At 56.9% G+C, this 16,021-nt stretch carries 14 protein-coding genes; 8 read left to right on the top strand and 6 right to left on the bottom strand.

The window, feature by feature from the left end:
• Positions 1–70 precede the first annotated feature (70 nt).
• The 6 genes from F6R97_RS11735 to F6R97_RS11710 all read left to right on the top strand — a co-directional run bounded on the left by F6R97_RS11735 (position 71) and on the right by F6R97_RS11710 (position 8,824).
• Entirely contained in the window at positions 71–988 is a 918-nt protein-coding gene (locus tag F6R97_RS11735; RefSeq protein WP_315866580.1) for an NAD synthetase, read from the top strand.
• Positions 988–1,449 carry a hypothetical protein gene (locus F6R97_RS11730; RefSeq protein WP_038978719.1) on the top strand — a complete coding sequence of 154 codons (462 nt, stop codon included), beginning with the start codon at positions 988–990 and terminating at the stop codon, positions 1,447–1,449. The genes F6R97_RS11735 and F6R97_RS11730 overlap by 1 nt, the downstream gene beginning before the upstream one ends.
• Positions 1,450–1,908 carry a hypothetical protein gene (locus F6R97_RS11725; protein WP_315866579.1) on the top strand — a complete coding sequence of 153 codons (459 nt, stop codon included), beginning with the start codon at positions 1,450–1,452 and terminating at the stop codon, positions 1,906–1,908.
• 175 nt (positions 1,909–2,083) lie between these two features.
• Positions 2,084–5,359 (top strand): transglutaminase family protein, encoded by a 3,276-nt coding sequence (locus F6R97_RS11720; RefSeq protein ID WP_315866578.1) that lies wholly within the window; start codon positions 2,084–2,086, stop codon positions 5,357–5,359.
• Positions 5,360–5,447: 88 nt separating this feature from the next.
• Positions 5,448–7,934, top strand: coding sequence for a circularly permuted type 2 ATP-grasp protein (locus F6R97_RS11715; RefSeq protein WP_315866577.1), 2,487 nt, complete (start codon positions 5,448–5,450; stop codon positions 7,932–7,934).
• A complete protein-coding gene (locus F6R97_RS11710) occupies positions 7,934–8,824 on the top strand; it encodes a transglutaminase family protein (RefSeq protein WP_315866576.1) in 891 nt (296 codons plus the stop codon). The genes F6R97_RS11715 and F6R97_RS11710 overlap by 1 nt, the downstream gene beginning before the upstream one ends.
• A gap of 134 nt (positions 8,825–8,958) precedes the next feature.
• Here the strand turns inward: F6R97_RS11710 and F6R97_RS11705 are convergent, their stop codons facing one another.
• Both F6R97_RS11705 and F6R97_RS11700 read right to left on the bottom strand, forming a co-directional pair.
• Positions 8,959–9,147 (bottom strand): hypothetical protein, encoded by a 189-nt coding sequence (locus F6R97_RS11705; RefSeq protein ID WP_007902706.1) that lies wholly within the window; start codon positions 9,145–9,147, stop codon positions 8,959–8,961.
• A gap of 68 nt (positions 9,148–9,215) precedes the next feature.
• Entirely contained in the window at positions 9,216–9,803 is a 588-nt protein-coding gene (locus tag F6R97_RS11700) for a TIGR00730 family Rossman fold protein (protein ID WP_007902708.1), read from the bottom strand.
• 344 nt (positions 9,804–10,147) lie between these two features.
• Here F6R97_RS11700 and azu point away from each other — a divergent pair, with 344 nt between their 5' ends.
• Entirely contained in the window at positions 10,148–10,594 is a 447-nt protein-coding gene (azu, locus tag F6R97_RS11695; RefSeq protein WP_038978723.1) for an azurin, read from the top strand.
• 197 nt (positions 10,595–10,791) lie between these two features.
• On the opposite strand, the gene nadE is transcribed toward azu, so the two are convergent.
• The 4 genes from nadE to F6R97_RS11675 all read right to left on the bottom strand — a co-directional run bounded on the left by nadE (position 10,792) and on the right by F6R97_RS11675 (position 15,028).
• The gene (nadE, locus tag F6R97_RS11690) at positions 10,792–11,619 is read right to left on the bottom strand and encodes an ammonia-dependent NAD(+) synthetase (RefSeq protein ID WP_048396149.1); all 828 of its coding nucleotides are present in this window, start codon (positions 11,617–11,619) and stop codon (positions 10,792–10,794) included.
• 4 nt (positions 11,620–11,623) lie between these two features.
• Entirely contained in the window at positions 11,624–12,850 is a 1,227-nt protein-coding gene (gene pncB, locus F6R97_RS11685; RefSeq protein ID WP_223570425.1) for a nicotinate phosphoribosyltransferase, read from the bottom strand.
• Between the two features lie 165 nt (positions 12,851–13,015).
• A complete protein-coding gene (locus F6R97_RS11680) occupies positions 13,016–13,177 on the bottom strand; it encodes a hypothetical protein (RefSeq protein ID WP_156877841.1) in 162 nt (53 codons plus the stop codon).
• A gap of 393 nt (positions 13,178–13,570) precedes the next feature.
• Complete coding sequence (locus F6R97_RS11675) at positions 13,571–15,028, bottom strand: alanine/glycine:cation symporter family protein (protein WP_315866575.1); 1,458 nt, start codon at positions 15,026–15,028, stop codon at positions 13,571–13,573.
• 174 nt (positions 15,029–15,202) lie between these two features.
• Here F6R97_RS11675 and F6R97_RS11670 point away from each other — a divergent pair, with 174 nt between their 5' ends.
• The gene (locus F6R97_RS11670; protein ID WP_048396153.1) at positions 15,203–16,012 is read left to right on the top strand and encodes a helix-turn-helix domain-containing protein; all 810 of its coding nucleotides are present in this window, start codon (positions 15,203–15,205) and stop codon (positions 16,010–16,012) included.
• Positions 16,013–16,021 lie beyond the last annotated feature (9 nt).

Genomic DNA, 16,021 nt, shown 5'->3' with positions numbered 1-16,021 from the left:
CCGGGCTCGCCCGCGATGAAGGCGGCACAGCCAATAAAGATCTAACCCCCGATCTTCAAGGACGATTCACATGAGCACCCCCTTACCGGGTATCGGCATGGACTACAGCCCCTCCCAGTTCATGGCCCGCCAACGCATCGAAAGCCAGATCAACCTGCCACGCCTGTTCGCCGCCATCGACGCCGATCCCGGAATTGTCGGCGCGGGCGTGGTGTACATCGACGCCGAATTCAACGTAGTGACCCTGCGCGAGTTCAAGCCGATTTGCAGTATCAGGCCCAAGCGAATCATTTTGCGCGAGGCGCAGAAGTACATTGCGCCTGCGCAGTTTGCTGATCAGGTAAAGAACAACCCACGTGAATCTCGTTTAGTGGGGGAGGCAGTCAATACGACATTATCTTGTGCCGGTGCCATTCTGGGCTGGATCGTGGTTTTCAGTGGCACAATTGCAGTTCCGTTTACAGCAGGTGCCAGCTTGGTTGTAACAGCAATTGGAGCAACAGCTGCTGCCGCGAGTACTGCGCAGTGTGTGGTGGGAGGCACGAGGACGTACAACGAAATCAACGACCCATCAGCCAATGATGATATGGACAGCGAGGACTGGTATCGCTATGCAATGCCGGTACTGGATGCTGCATCATTGCTGGGAGCCGGTGCGTCTACTCTAACCACCCTGAGGCTCTTGCAGGCCAGGAAGGTCTCGACCGGCAGGAGTTGGTACGAGCTTTCTAAAGGTCTGACCCGTCAGCAAAGAAAGGCGTTGACCAAAGAATTGTTAACATTAAAAGACCTGAGCCTGACAAATAAACTATTGAAGCTTCGCCAGCGTTCGGGGGCGCTTGCAAAGCGTTATACAGCTACTCAAATCAATCACGCGACGGTCACTCAGATTCGCGACTCTCTGGGGGCGGTCATAGGCTTAACAGGAAGTAGCTTAGCTGGGAACCTCAGAACAATTGCTGTTGGTCTGTATGAGGAGGTTGAGTAATGGATCGCAAGTATTCATTGAACGCTTTCCTTGCTCACTATTTTCCGACCTTTATCTGCGCCTTTTTTCTAGCTTGTTTTGCTCTTTCTGCTTCGATTTCATTAGTCTCAAGTACTTACTTTCGAGGCGATCCTGAACGGGGCAAGTATTCGTTTATTGTGGCGTTGGTGCTGTCTTTGCTCTTGGCTTTGAGCCACTTTGTCATGATCAGGGGGCGATCCTGGGGTGTGCGGGCCATCATCGTATTCTATTTGGTGTGTTTCCTCACAGTCCTCCCCACTTATGGTTATAAGCCGCATCCCGTCGCCTATGTGACTGGGTTGTTATTTCCGATGCTGGGTTTGCTACTGCTTAATAGCAAACGCCATCGAGAAATGCGCCAGAAGTTGCTTGAATTACGTCATGAGCGTATCGCAGCAAAATCTGCCGTCGGGCTTCAGAAAAACAAGAAGGGACGCTAGGTGGAACACTATCCGTTTTTTCTCAATTTTATGAAGCGCTACTTCCCAACCTTTATCGCCGCGATCTTCGTGGCGAAAATATCGTGTTTGCTTGCTCTCTTTGCTCTTCTCGATAACTTCTTTGTGAGCGCTCCACTGGCAGACGAAGCGAAATTCTTCGCCGTATGCACTGTTATTTGCATAGGGGTTCTGGTCCATAGCAACTTTATGGTCGTACGCGGCAGACCGGGTTGGGTCTGGGTGTTCGCAGGGCTTTTTGTGGTCTGTCTATTGTGTGTGTTGCCGACTATTGCCTATCGGCCAAATCGATTCGTTTATGCGGCAGGCATCCTCTTTCCATTGCTAGGCCTACTGCTACTCAACAGCAAACGCCACCGCGAAATGCGCATCCAACTGGTTGAAATCCGCCGTCAGCGCGAGTTGATCAGGCAAGCCTTCAAGGCATCGCGCCGCCGTTGAGTCGACTCAACCACCGATCCGCCACATTTATGTGCGCTCCTTCGCGCACGAAAGCGAGCAATGCGCGCTTTTAGTGCTCTACTGCCTTGAGTAACGGAAGAAAGGGTCCGACCTGCCTGCATGGCATAAGTCTTGCGCCGCTTTCGATAACGTCCAGGCTCGCAGGAGGCACGCCGTGTCGATTCATGTCGCATTGCACCACGTCACGCATTACCGCTACGACCGCGCCGTCGAGCTCGGTCCGCAGATCGTTCGCCTGCGCCCGGCTGCCCACAGTCGCACGCGGATACTGTCCTATGCGCTGAAAGTCTCTCCCGAGCAGCATTTCATCAACTGGCAGCAGGATCCCCAGGGCAATTACCTGGCGCGGTTGGTGTTCCCGGAGAAAACCGATGAGCTGCGGATTGAGGTCGACTTGCTGGCGGAGATGGCGGTCTTCAATCCGTTCGACTTCTTCCTCGAGCCCTACGCCGAAAAGATCCCTTTCGCCTACGCTGCGGATGAGCGCAAAGAGCTGGCGCCGTACCTGGAAACCTTGCCCCTGACGCCGAAATTCAAGGCCTATCTGGAGGGCATCGATCGCACGCCGCTACCGAGCGTGGATTTCCTGGTCGCGCTCAACCAGCGCCTCAGCGAAGACATTGGCTACCTGATTCGCATGGAACCGGGCGTACAGACCCCGGAATACACTCTCGAGCATGCCTCCGGTTCCTGCCGCGACTCGGCGTGGTTGCTGGTGCAGTTGCTGCGCAACCTCGGCCTGGCGGCGCGTTTCGTGTCCGGTTACCTGATTCAGTTGACCGCCGATGTCAAAAGCCTCGACGGCCCCTCGGGCACCGAAGTGGATTTCACTGACCTGCACGCCTGGTGCGAGGTCTATTTACCCGGTGCTGGCTGGATCGGCCTGGACGCGACTTCTGGGCTGTTTGCCGGTGAAGGACACATTCCGTTGGCGTGTAGTCCCGATCCGTCCTCTGCGGCACCGATCAGTGGCTTGGTGGAACCGTGCGAGTGCGAATTCACCCACGAGATGTCGGTCGAGCGGATTTGGGAAGCGCCGCGGGTTACCAAGCCCTACACCGAAGACCAATGGCTGGCGATTCAGGCATTGGGCCGGCAGATCGATGCCGACCTGTTCGAAGGCGACGTGCGCCTGACCATGGGCGGCGAACCGACGTTCGTTTCCATCGATGACCCGGACGGCGCCGAGTGGAATACCGCAGCGCTAGGGCCCGACAAGCGTCGACTGTCTGCCGAACTGTTTCAACGCATGCGCAAACATTACGCACCCAAAGGTCTCGTGCATTTCGGTCAGGGCAAGTGGTATCCCGGCGAGCAACTGCCGCGCTGGTCGCTGAACTGCTACTGGCGTCGCGACGGTGTGCCGATCTGGCACAACAGCGCGCTGATCGCCGATGAGCAGGAAGACTACGGTGCCGATGGCGAGTTGGCCGGGCGTTTTCTGGCGAGTGTCGCCGAACGCCTGAAAATTCCGACACGCTTTGTATTCCCGGCCTACGAAGACAATTTCTATTACCTCTGGCGCGAAGGCGCTTTGCCACAGAACGTCAGCGCCGAAGACTCTCGTCTCGAAGAGCCTTTGGAGCGGGCGCGTCTGCGCAAAGTCTTCAGTCAGGGTCTGGACAAGGTTATCGGTCAGGTCCTGCCGCTGGCGCGCACCGCCAAGGGCGATCAGTGGCAGAGCGGTCGCTGGTATCTGCGCGAAGATCATTGCCGATTGGTGCCGGGGGATTCGCCGCTGGGGTATCGTTTGCCACTCGGTTCGCAGCCCTGGGTGAAGGCAGCGGAGTATCCGTTCATTCACCCTGTCGACCCGAATCAGGATTTCCCTGAGCTGCCGGGCACCGACCAGCTACAGAATCACGCTCAACCGCAAACCGCCGACGAGCGTGCGCCAAAGATCGACGAGTCCGCCGACTGGCTGACCCGCACCGCATTCTGCGCCGAAGCGCGAGAAGGCCGGTTGTACCTGTTCATGCCGCCATTGGAGCGGGTCGAGGACTATCTGGAACTGGTCGCCGCCATCGAAGCCACCGCCGAGGAATTGCATTGCCCGGTGTTGCTGGAAGGCTATGAACCGCCAAGCGATCCGCGCCTGAGTAACTTCCGCGTTACTCCGGATCCAGGGGTGATTGAGGTTAACGTCCAGCCGTCCGCCACCTGGGATGAGTTGGTGGAGCGCACCGAGTTTCTTTATGAAGAGGCGCGCCAGACTCGACTCACCACCGAGAAGTTCATGATCGACGGCCGGCACACCGGCACCGGCGGAGGCAACCATTTCGTATTGGGTGGCGCGACCCCGGCTGACTCACCGTTTCTGCGCCGTCCCGATCTGCTGCGCAGCCTGATCAGCTACTGGCACAATCATCCATCCTTGTCCTACCTGTTTTCCGGTTTGTTCATCGGCCCGACGTCCCAGGCGCCGAGGGTGGATGAGGCGCGCAACGATTCGCTGTATGAGCTGGAAATCGCCTTCGCACAAATGCCGAAGCCGGGCGAGGAGTGCCCACCTTGGCTGGTGGATCGACTGCTGCGCAATCTGCTGATCGACGTGACCGGCAACACCCACCGCGCCGAGTTTTGTATCGACAAACTGTATTCGCCGGACGGCGCCACCGGGCGCCTCGGGTTACTGGAACTGCGAGCCTTTGAAATGCCGCCCCACGCGCGAATGAGCCTGGCTCAGCAATTGTTGCTGCGGGCGTTGGTGGCGCGGTTCTGGCGCGAGCCTTATGCACCGCCGAAACTGGCGCGCTGGGGCACAGAGCTGCACGACCGGTTCCTGTTGCCGCACTTTATCGAGCAGGATTTCGCTGATGTGATCGTCGACCTCAATGCCGCCGGTTACCCCGTGCGGGCCGAGTGGTTCGCGGCGCATCTGGAATTCCGTTTTCCCAAGATCGGCGACTACGCCGTCAGCGGCATCCAACTGGAATTGCGTCAGGCGCTGGAGCCTTGGCATGTACTCGGCGAGGAGGGCGCGGCAGGTGGCACGGTGCGTTACGTGGATTCGTCGCTGGAGCGTTTGCAGGTCAAGCTCAGCGGCCTGCCGCCCCAGCGTTATCTGTTGACCTGCAATGGCATTCCAGTGCCGTTGCAACCCACGGGGCGAGTCGGTGAGTTCGTCGCCGGCGTACGCTTTCGCGCCTGGCAACCGGCCAACTGCCTGCAACCGACCATCCCGGTCCACGCGCCGCTGGTGTTCGACTTGCTCGACACCTGGATGGGGCGTTCGCTGGGCGGTTGTCAGTACCACGTCGCCCACCCGGGCGGGCGCAACTACGACAGCCTGCCGGTGAACGCCAATGAGGCCGAGAGCCGGCGGATGGCGCGATTCTTCCGTCTCGGACACTCGCCAGGGAAACTTCCTATACCGAATCTGGAAATTAACGACGAGCTACCGATAACTCTCGATTTACGACGTTTCTAAACCGTACGCGACGCTCGGATTTTTCGTATATCCGGGCGTCATGAGCCTGCGTTAGTCTGACCGTTCTTTGCTGTCTGCCGAGCTTTCCATGCCTGACCTGCTTGACCGCTACCCGCTGACCGCGGGCACTTACCACGAACTGCTCGACGACAGCGGTGCCGTGCGCCCGCACTGGCAGCGACTGTTCGATCAATTGCAACGCAGCACGCCAGCGCAACTGGTGCAGCGTCAGGCTCTGCTGACCCGACAGATCCAGGAAAACGGCGTGACCTATAACGTCTACGCCGACCCCAAGGGTGCCGACCGACCGTGGGAGCTGGACCTGCTGCCTCATGTGATTGCCGCCGATGAGTGGGAACAATTATCGGCCGGGATCGCTCAACGGGCGCGCTTGCTCAATGCTGTGCTGGCGGATTTGTACGGCCCTCAGCGCTTGATCGCCGAAGGCCTGCTGCCGGCTGAGCTGGTGTTCGGTCACAACAACTTCCTCTGGCCCTGTCAGGGCATTGCGCCGCCCGACGGGGCCTTTCTGCATCTGTACGCCGTGGATCTGGCGCGCACACCTGACGGTCGCTGGTGGGTGACGGCGGACCGGACTCAAGCGCCATCCGGTGCCGGTTACGCGCTTGAAAACCGCACCATCGTGTCCCGGGCCTTCCCCGAGTTGTACCGCGATTTGAAGGTGCAGCACCTGGCCGGGTTTTTCCGCACCCTTCAGGAAACGCTCGCCCGTCAGGCGCCGAGCGATGACGAAGCGCCACTGGTGGTGCTGCTGACGCCGGGACGTTTCAACGAAAGCTATTTCGAACACTTGTACCTGGCTCGTCAGCTCGGTTATCCGTTGGTGGAGGGCGGCGACCTGACCGTCCGGGATGCCACGGTCTACCTGAAAACCTTGAGTGGTCTGCGTCGGGTTCACGCGATCATGCGTCGGCTCGACGATGATTTCTGCGACCCACTGGAGCTACGCACCGACTCGGCCCTCGGCGTGCCGGGGCTGCTTGAAGCTGTGCGTCAGGGCCGGGTGCTGGTGGCCAACGCCCTCGGCAGCGGCGTGCTGGAGTCGCCAGGGTTGCTGGGTTTCCTGCCGAAGATTAATCAGTATCTGTTCGGTGAAGAGCTGATCCTGCCGTCCATCGCGACCTGGTGGTGCGGTGAAGCGCCGGTGCTGGCCCAAGCCCTGGAAAAACTGCCAGAGCTGTTGATAAAACCGGCGTTTCCGTCGCAGAGCTTCGCCCCGGTGTTTGGTCGTGATTTGAGTGAAAAACAGCGTCAAGCCTTGGCTGAGCGCATGCAGGCACGGCCTTATGCCTATGTTGCGCAAGAATTGGCGCAACTGTCCCAAGCGCCGATCTGGCAGGCCGAAGGTGGTCAGTTGCAACCGCGGGCCATTGGCATGCGCGTGTATGCGGTGGCCAGTCGGGACGGCTATCGAGTACTGCCCGGCGGGCTGACCCGGGTTGCCGCCGAAGCCGACGCCGAAGTGGTGTCGATGCAGCGCGGCGGCGCCAGCAAGGATACTTGGGTGTTGGGCGATCGCCCGCCCAGCGGTGAACAATGGAAAGCCCAGCGCAACATTGGCGTTCATGATCTGGTACGACGCGATCCGTATCTGCCATCGCGGGTGGTTGAGAATCTATTCTGGTTCGGCCGTTACTGTGAGCGCTGCGATGACAGCGCGCGGCTGCTGCGCATCATGCTCGCGCGCTATGTCGATGGCGATGACCCGCAAGCCCTGGAGGCGGCAGTCGATCTCGGTGAGCGTCTGAATCTGTTGCCGGAGGAGGGCGAATTACCAGAGCGATTGTTGGCGGCGCTGCTCGGCGATGATTGGCCGTTCAGCCTGCGCTCCAATCTGCAACGCTTGCAGTGGGCGGCGTCGCAAGTGCGCGGCAAGCTTTCGCGAGAGAACTGGCAAGCGCTGGTGGAGTTGCAGCGCGAGGCCATGGAACTGGAAACCGAAGAGCCGGATTTCGGCGAACTGCTGGATTTCCTCAACCGACTGGTGATGTCACTGGCGGCGCTGTCCGGTTTTGCCCTTGACGACATGACCCGGGACGAAGGCTGGCGTTTCCTGATGATCGGACGACGGATCGAGCGGCTGCAGTTTCTCAGCGGCAGCTTGGCGGCGTTTCTGCGTGGCGCCGGGACTTTCGATCAGGCCGGGCTGGAATGGCTGCTGGAGCTGGGCAACAGCAGCATCACCTACCGCTCGCGGTATCTGGCGGTGGCGCAATTGATCCCGGTGCTGGACCTGTTGTTGCTCGACGAGCAGAACCCTCACGCGGTGCTGTTCCAGTTGAAACTGGTGACCCGCACGCTGAAGCGCTTGAACGATGACTTTGGTGCGCCGCGTGAAACAGGTCTGCCGCAGTTGGTGGATCGGCTGGCGCGCTTCGATCTGGGTTGCCTGGAAAACTCATTGTTTGGCGAGGCGAGTGTTCGAGCCGCCATAGAAGGGTTGGCCGATCTGTTGCAAGAAATCGCCGATGCCAGCGGACAAGTATCGGATCGCCTGGCCTTGCGCCATTTCGCCCATGTCGATGATGTCAGCCAACGTACGGTGTCCGTCTGATGAATGCCCATTACCAGATTTTTCACGACACCCATTATCACTATGACAGCCCGGTATCCCTGGCCCAGCAATTGGCGCATCTGTGGCCGCGGGCTTGCATTTGGCAGCGCTGCACCGATCAGCAATTGCAGATCAGTCCCGATCCGACCTCGCGCCGGGATGAACTGGATGTGTTCGGTAACCCGCTAACCCGGCTGGCATTCGAGCGGCCGCACGATGAGTTGCTGGTCAACGCCAGCCTGACGGTCGAAGTGCTGGCCCGACCATCGTTGGACTTCAATCAATCACCAGCCTGGGAAGAAACCTGCAATGCGCTGACCTATAGCAGTCAGCCGCTCTCTCCTGAACTGCTGGAAGCCTGTCGTTACCGGTTCGAATCGCCTTACGTGCACTTGAAGCGCAACTTCGTCGAGTTCTCCGAAAGTTGTTTTCCTCCAGGCCGGCCATTGCTGCTGGGGGTTCAGGCGTTGATGGAGAAGATCTTCAGCGAATTCACCTTCGACGCCGAAGCGACCCAAGTGGCAACGCCGCTGGTGGAAGTGCTGGAGAGGCGGCGCGGGGTTTGCCAGGACTTTGCGCACTTGATGCTCGCTTGTGTGCGCTCCCGTGGATTAGCGGCGCGCTATATCAGCGGCTACTTGCTGACCCAGCCCCCGCCGGGCCAGCCACGGCTGATTGGTGCCGATGCGTCTCATGCCTGGGTGTCGGTGTTTTGCCCGGTGCTGGGCTGGGTGGATTTCGACCCGACCAACAATGTGCAACCGGCGCTGGAACACATCACCCTGGCCTGGGGACGGGACTTTTCCGATGTGTCGCCGTTGCGTGGGGTGATCCTGGGCGGTGGCAGCCATGATCCGGAGGTACGAGTTACCGTAATGCCATTGGAGTAACGAAGATCCAGTGTGGGAGATTCTATGTGGTGAGGGGGAGGGATTTCAGATGGGACTGTGAGGGTCAGCAACATCGTTGCTGACCCTGGACACAGATCCGGTGGGCCTGATCAGATCATCGGGCCCTGAGGGTCTCAGGCGTCGGGCGCCTGATCTTTCGGTGCTTCAGTTTCGTCTGTAGCCACTTCGCCTTCGGTATCCGGGTTCAGTGCTGCTGCTTCTTCTTCAGCTGTAGCTTTCTTGCGCTGAAGCTTTTCCTCTTTCTTCTGCTCCTTGGCCAAGTCTCTCTGACGTTTGGCGAAGGAATAATTAGGTTTAGCCATGGGCGATCCTCTGGGGTCGAAGGTGAGGTTGAGCGGCGCATATTCTGCCCTGTATCGATGCCTAGCCGTTAGCTGGGTTTTTGCTCGGTCCATTTTGGCGGTACCGAGGGTTGCCAGGCGTCCAGTGCATCGAGCAGGGTTTGCGGCGATTCGCTCATTTGCAGCATGTCACGGTGCGCTTCGCGAACGAAGCCTTCGCCGACGATATGATCAAGAAAAGACGTCAACTTGCTGTAGAAACCGTTCACTTCCAGCAAACCCAGCGGTTTGCCGTGATAGCCGAGCTGGCCCCAGGTCCAGACTTCGAACAGCTCTTCCAGGGTGCCCAAGCCGCCGGGCAGAGCGATGAAGGCGTCGCTGAGCTCGGCCATTCGCGCCTTGCGCGCATGCATGCCATCGACCACTTCCAGGCGAGTCAGGCCGCTGTGGCCGATTTCCTTGTCTTTGAGGCTCTGCGGGATGATTCCGATCACTTCACCGCCGGCCGCCAGCGCGGCATCGGCCACAATCCCCATCAGCCCGACGGCGCCGCCGCCATAGACCAGAGTCAACTTGCGCTCGGCCAATGCTCGCCCCAGGGCGACAGCCGCTTCACGATAAGCCGGGTTAGTGCCAGTGCTGGCACCGCAAAATACACAAACGGACGCTAAAGACATGCCTTACTCCATGGTCATCAGGGCCACAGAGTAAAGGCAGGCTTGCCTCGTTCCAAGGGTTAAACCTCGCGTTCAGGTGTTTCACAGGTACCGCTGGCGCCACAGGCATAAGCGGCGAGCAAACTGCTCAAAAAACGGTTGAAAGACATGACAGGCGCTCCGGATGAGAGATGACGGTCCTGATGATAGGGCCGTGCCAGACGTCTGGCTGGTAGATTGTTTCGATGAGTGTCATAGCTCGAAAGTTGTATACAATTTTTGATTCAGGTCATAGGAACTTGCGAAGATTTCAGGCAGTCTTCTGTCCATTAGCACTTTTGTTAACCCTGCCTTGGAGATTCACCATGTTTGCCAAACTTGTTGCAGTATCCCTGCTGACACTGGCCAGCAGCCAATTGATGGCTGCCGAGTGCAAGACGACCATCGACTCCACCGATCAGATGTCCTTCAACACCAAGGCCATTGAAATCGACAAAAGCTGCAAGACCTTCACCGTTGAGCTGACCCACTCCGGCAGCCTGCCAAAAAACGTGATGGGCCATAACTGGGTGCTGAGCAAAGAAGCCGACATGCAGCCGATCGCTACCGATGGTTTGACTGCCGGCATCGACAAGGACTACCTGAAAGAAGGTGATGCCCGCATCATCGCTCACACCAAGCTCATCGGCGCCAAGGAAAAAGACTCGGTGACTTTCGACGTGTCAAAGCTCAATGCTGCTGAAAAGTACGGTTTCTTCTGCTCGTTCCCGGGCCACATCTCGATGATGAAAGGTACGGTTACTCTGAAGTAATCGAATCGAACCCACAAAAAAAGCGTCCATTAGGGACGCTTTTTTTGTGCTCATTATTGGGCCAGGCCGAATCCTTGTAGGAGCTGTCGAGTGAAACGAGGCTGCGATCTTTTGATTGTGATCTTAAAAGCAAGATCAAAAGATCGCAGCCTCGTTTCACTCGACAGCTCCTACAGGTTTCTATAAGGGCAAGGTCCTCAAGGCGCAAACGGCATCACACGCTTGTGATGGGTCTTTTTGTAAGTGTCGCAGATGATCTTGAACGCTTCTTCACGCACCGGTTCGCCGTGCAGGAAGGCGTCGATCTCGGCGTAGGTCACGCCGTGGGACGCTTCGTCCGGTTTGCCCGGCGACAGGTCTTCTAGGTCGGCGGTCGGGATTTTTTCCACCAGCGACTCCGGTGCGCCGAAACTGCGGGCAATCGCCCGGACCTGATTTTTCACCAGGCCGCTCAGCGGTGCGAGGTCGCAGGCGCCGTCACCGAATTTGGTGAAGAAGCCCATTACCGCTTCTGCCGCGTGATCGGTGCCGATCACCAGGCCGTGAGCTGCGCCGGCGATGGTGTATTGCGCGACCATGCGCATCCGCGCCTTGGTGTTGCCCAGCACAAAATCCTTCTGTACCGCCTCCTTGCCCTCGAAGGCCGCCACTTCGCTGGCCAGGGATTTGACCGCCGGGCCGATGTTTACGGTGTGGCGCTCATCGGGGGCAATGAAGTCCACTGAGGCCTGGGCATCATGCTCGTCGAACTGGACGCCATAAGGCAGGCGCACGGCGATGAACTTGTAGCTGGCATTACCCGTGCGCTCGCGCAGTTCACGCATGGCGCGCTGGGCCAGCAGGCCGGCGGTCAGGGAGTCGACGCCGCCGCTGATGCCCAGCACCAGCGTCTTGAGCCCGGCATTGACCAGGCAGTCCTGAATGAAGGTAATCCGCCGGGCAACTTCAGCCTCGAGGGCGAGTTGGTCCGCGAAGGGCGGTTGGACCTTGAGCTGTTCAGCAATCTCACGCTGTACGGCTTGCATGAATTCACTCCTTGCTAGATGGGCTGGAAATGGCGGCAGGTACTTGGAAAACATGTCGCAAATAGGCGACGAAATTCGGGTCTTTGCAGTGAGTCTTGCCAGGCTCATCAGAAATCTTGGCCACTGGCTGGCCGTTGCAGGCCGTCATTTTAAGCACGATGCTCATCGGTTCGACACCCGGAATATCGCACGTCAGGTTGGTGCCGATGCCGAAGCTGACATTGATCCGACCGCGCAATGCCCGAAAAATCTCCAGAGACTTGGGCAGCGTCAGACTGTCGGAAAACACCAGGGTCTTGCTCATCGGGTCGATGCCAAGCTTGTGATAGTGGGCGATGGCTTTTTCCGCCCACTGCACCGGGTCACCGGAATCGTGGCGCAAGCCGTCGAAGAGCTTGGCAAAGAACAGGTCGAAATCGTTGAGGAAGGCATCGGAGGTGATGCAGTCGGTCAGGGCGATCCCCAGCAAACCCCGATATTCGCGGACCCAGCAGTCGAGGGCGGCAATCTGGCTGTCGATCAGCCGCGGACCGAGTTGCTGGTGCGCCATGATCCATTCGTGGGCCATAGTGCCCAGCGGCTTCATGTCCAGCTCCCGGGACAGGTGCACGTTGCTGGTACCGACGAAGCGACCGGGGAAGTCATGCTTGAGCACGTTCACCACTTCTTCCTGTACACGGTACGAGAAGCGACGGCGGGTGCCGAAATCGGCTACTTGCAACTCGGACAATTCGTCCGCGCTGGCGTTGGCGGTCAGCCAGTCGAACTTGCGATAGAGCTGTTCGCGGGCCTGCTCCAGAACGATTTCCCGGTAGCGATAACGGTTGCGTACTTCGCTGACCATGGCCAGTAGCGGCACTTCGAACAGAATCACGTGCAGCCACGGTCCGCGCAGACGGATGAACAACTCGCCGTTTTCGATGCCGGTATGGATATAGCGCAGGTTGAAGCGGAACAGCCCGAGAAAACGCAGGAAATCCGGTTTCAGAAAGCTGATGCGCTCCAGGAAACTCAACTGATCGGCACTGAGGCTCAATTCGGCCAGACGCTCGATCTGAAAGCGGATCTCCGCCAGGTACGGGCGCAAATCCTCACTGTTACGGCAACGAAACTCCCATTCGACTTCCACATTAGGGTAGTTGTGCAGCACCGCCTGCATCATCGTCAGTTTGTAGAAGTCGGTGTCGAGCAGGTTCTGCACGATGCGATCGGCAAACACACTCTCGCTCATAAGGGGTCTCCAGGCTGGCCGCGGCCCGTGGCAGCGACGTTGCAACTGTTTCAATGAATGGGGCTAGTGGCGCATATCAGGGGTGGGGATAGCCAGTTTTTTTTGTGTTCATGATGGAATAATCACATATTGCTGGCCCCTTCAAATGCAAACACCTGTGGTTCCTCAATTATCTGCTGTTGCCTCAAGCGCTGCCTGGATGACGAGCGCCAGGCTTTCCCAGCTTCTTACATAGCCATCAAGGTGGGAGTGACGAGGAATAAGCCCTGTTTCAATTGCCTTGATCATTGCTGCTTTTATCATTTCATGGGTCGCTGATTTGGCCACGATTTACACTCCTTTGAATGTTATTTGGTCCAGCACGTCGACACCGTCCTGTAGCAATAAATAGGCTGGAAGTATCAGGCGGAAGAAATCAGCATCATTAGTATGTTTAACGGTTACAGAGGTCAACGCCTCTAAAAGGCTCGTGGCAGCGCGTATTCTGAAGCAGGCATCTTCAAATAACAGGTGGGGTGCGATGTGCGAGTCTATATAAAAAGTTGGAGTGTTAGATGCGTTAGATTTAAGAGGCTGATAGCGATTCACAGACGAACTCCTTGAACGCGCTTGGGGTGTGAGGGCGCGAGTAATTGTTTTTTTATGGGTGTTGATATTGCCTGGGCATTGCTTGTCGGCTGAACCACCGCATAAGTGCGCTGGCTCAGCGTTCATTGAAATTTACGCGATCTGAGCTTTAGCAGCGGGCCGATCCGCACAAACAGAGTTCTTCGGCGAGAGAGGATTTGTTATCGCGGGCCAAGCTGTCAAATCGAGATCCAGATCGCTAAATTTGCTTGAGTCAAAAACGGGGGTTTTTGTTCCAGCGCGACGTTGTTCATCATAGTCGCCAAGGATTCGCGTACAGACTTTGAATAGCAGTGTCATCGCAACAAGGTTGACCAAGGCCAAAAGTGTCATGGTGATGTCGGCAAACGCGAGCACCGTGGAAAGGTCTTCAACCGAACCCCAAAAGACCAGCATCAATACGGATATGCGGTACGTAACTAATGATTTATGCGGCGCTGCGAAGATGAATCGTAAACTGTTTTCTCCCAGATAGTAGTTGTAGAGCATTGCCGTGAACACAAACAGGGCAAGTACCACGCTGATAAACATCCGGCCCCAATCGCCTACTACCTCAGCAAGCGAGTTTTGTGCCAACGCAATACCGTCGCCTTCGAAACCGGGAGCATAAAAACCAGAAAGCAAAATGATCAACGCGGTACACGTACAAATAACGATGGTATCGATGAAGACACTGAACGCCTGCACCACGCCTTGTGCTATCGGATGGGCGATTTTTGCCGCAGAGGCGACGTTAGGCGCGCTGCCCAGTCCTGCTTCATTGGAGAACACTCCGCGCCTCACCCCCATAATGATTGCACTGCCCACCAGCCCGCCCAAAGCCTGATCCAGTCCGAACGCGCTTTTGACAATGCTGAGCAGCACTCCGGGGACCTGGTCGATTTGCAACACGATCACGTAAAGCGTTACACCGATATAGGCAACAACCTTAAGGGGAACCAATAAATCGGCGACCGCCGCGATACGCTTTATACCGCCCACGAACACTATGCCCAGCAACAAAGACAGCGTGAGTCCGGACCATGTCGTCGATAAACCAAAGGCATTGTTGAGAGAGTGCGATACGGCATGAGACTCAAGGCCATTAATGGCAAACCCGAAGGTCACCAAAAGCAGGAGAGCGGCAATCGTTCCGAGCCAGCGTTTGCCCAGGCCATGCTGGATGTACCAGGACGGGCCTCCACGATATTGACCGTTTGCATCGCAGCGTTTGTAGAGTTGACCCAATGCGCATTCGAAAAAGCTACTCGACATACCCAATAGAGCTGTCATCCACATCCAGAACACCGCACCGGGGCCGCCCATGCTCACGGCAATGCCGACGCCAACGATATTGCCGGTTCCGACCCGTCCGGCAAGGCTGAGCGTCAATGCCTGCAATGAGCTCAAGTGGGTGTTGCCGGTATGCGAGCTGCCACGTAATACCGAAATCATGTGGACGAAGTAGCGAAGCTGTACAAATCGTGACCGGATGGTGAAGTAGGTTCCAAGTCCAAGAACTAAAGGTATCAAAACCTTTCCAGAGAGAAAGTCATTAATGACGTCAAGCATTCAAAGCTCCTTGCTATTTAGAGTGCTGGCGGATTGATAGTGTGGCGATTCCTGAAAGCTTTCAGGTCCCGTAATATCCGGTCATTTATCGTTGTGCGCAATTTCGCAAGTTGGTTAAAAGTGATGCGAGTTGCTGCTATATTTGAGCCTTCTGGCACTACTGTGAAGGCTTGTATGCGTGATTTTCTTCCGGCTAACTTAAGGCTGCTGTGTAGTCACTACCGATCTGTCGCTGAAGTCTGTAGGAAACTTCGGATTAATCGTGGGCAATTTAATAAATACTTATGTGGGAATAGCGTTCCAACAGCTTTTAACCTAAAGCGTATTTGTGATTTTTTTGGGGTGGAAGAGTTCGAAATAGGTCTGCCGACAGATCAGTTTGTCAACCTTGTTGGTGGCAAGGCGGTGCGAATAAACTCTTCTCGCGAGGTGTCGGCGCCGGAACGAATACTTGAACACCTTCGGCAACAGTCTTCTTTGCAAATAAAAGCCTATACGGGTTACTACTATGAGTATTACCACGCGATGACGGAGCCTGGCTCTATTATTTGCGCTTTGGTGCATGTATATGAAGAAGACCAGCACTTCGTGTACGAACGAAATGAGCGTTTACAAATAGTCGGCGCGGAAGAGGAGTATGAGCAGTATCGGTATGTGGGAGTAGCCTACTACCTACAGGATCGCTTGTTTCTCATTGATTACGAATCGCTGACCTCCAACGAAGTCAGCCAAACCATCCTTATTCCTAGCTTCAAAAGCTGTATTACTCGGCTCAATGGCTTGAAAATTGGCGTTTCCGCTGCGGACCATCGCACTCCCGCGTGTTCGCGTGTTGTTTGGGAATATCTCGGTCAGGAGATCAATCGAATCGATGTGTATCGCAAGGTGCGGCTATACAGCATGGATGATCCAGTTATCGACGATGATTTGCGCGGACGCCTCGCGCAAACCAGCGTTGTCGACGGGCTCTTTGTTATTTCGTGAGGCCGCAGT

The sequence above is a fragment of the Pseudomonas sp. JV414 genome (assembly GCF_032424305.1).
GTDB lineage: Bacteria > Pseudomonadota > Gammaproteobacteria > Pseudomonadales > Pseudomonadaceae > Aquipseudomonas > Aquipseudomonas lini.
The sequence above is the reverse complement of the archived record's forward strand: the minus strand, read 5'-3'. Positions and strand labels throughout refer to the sequence as shown.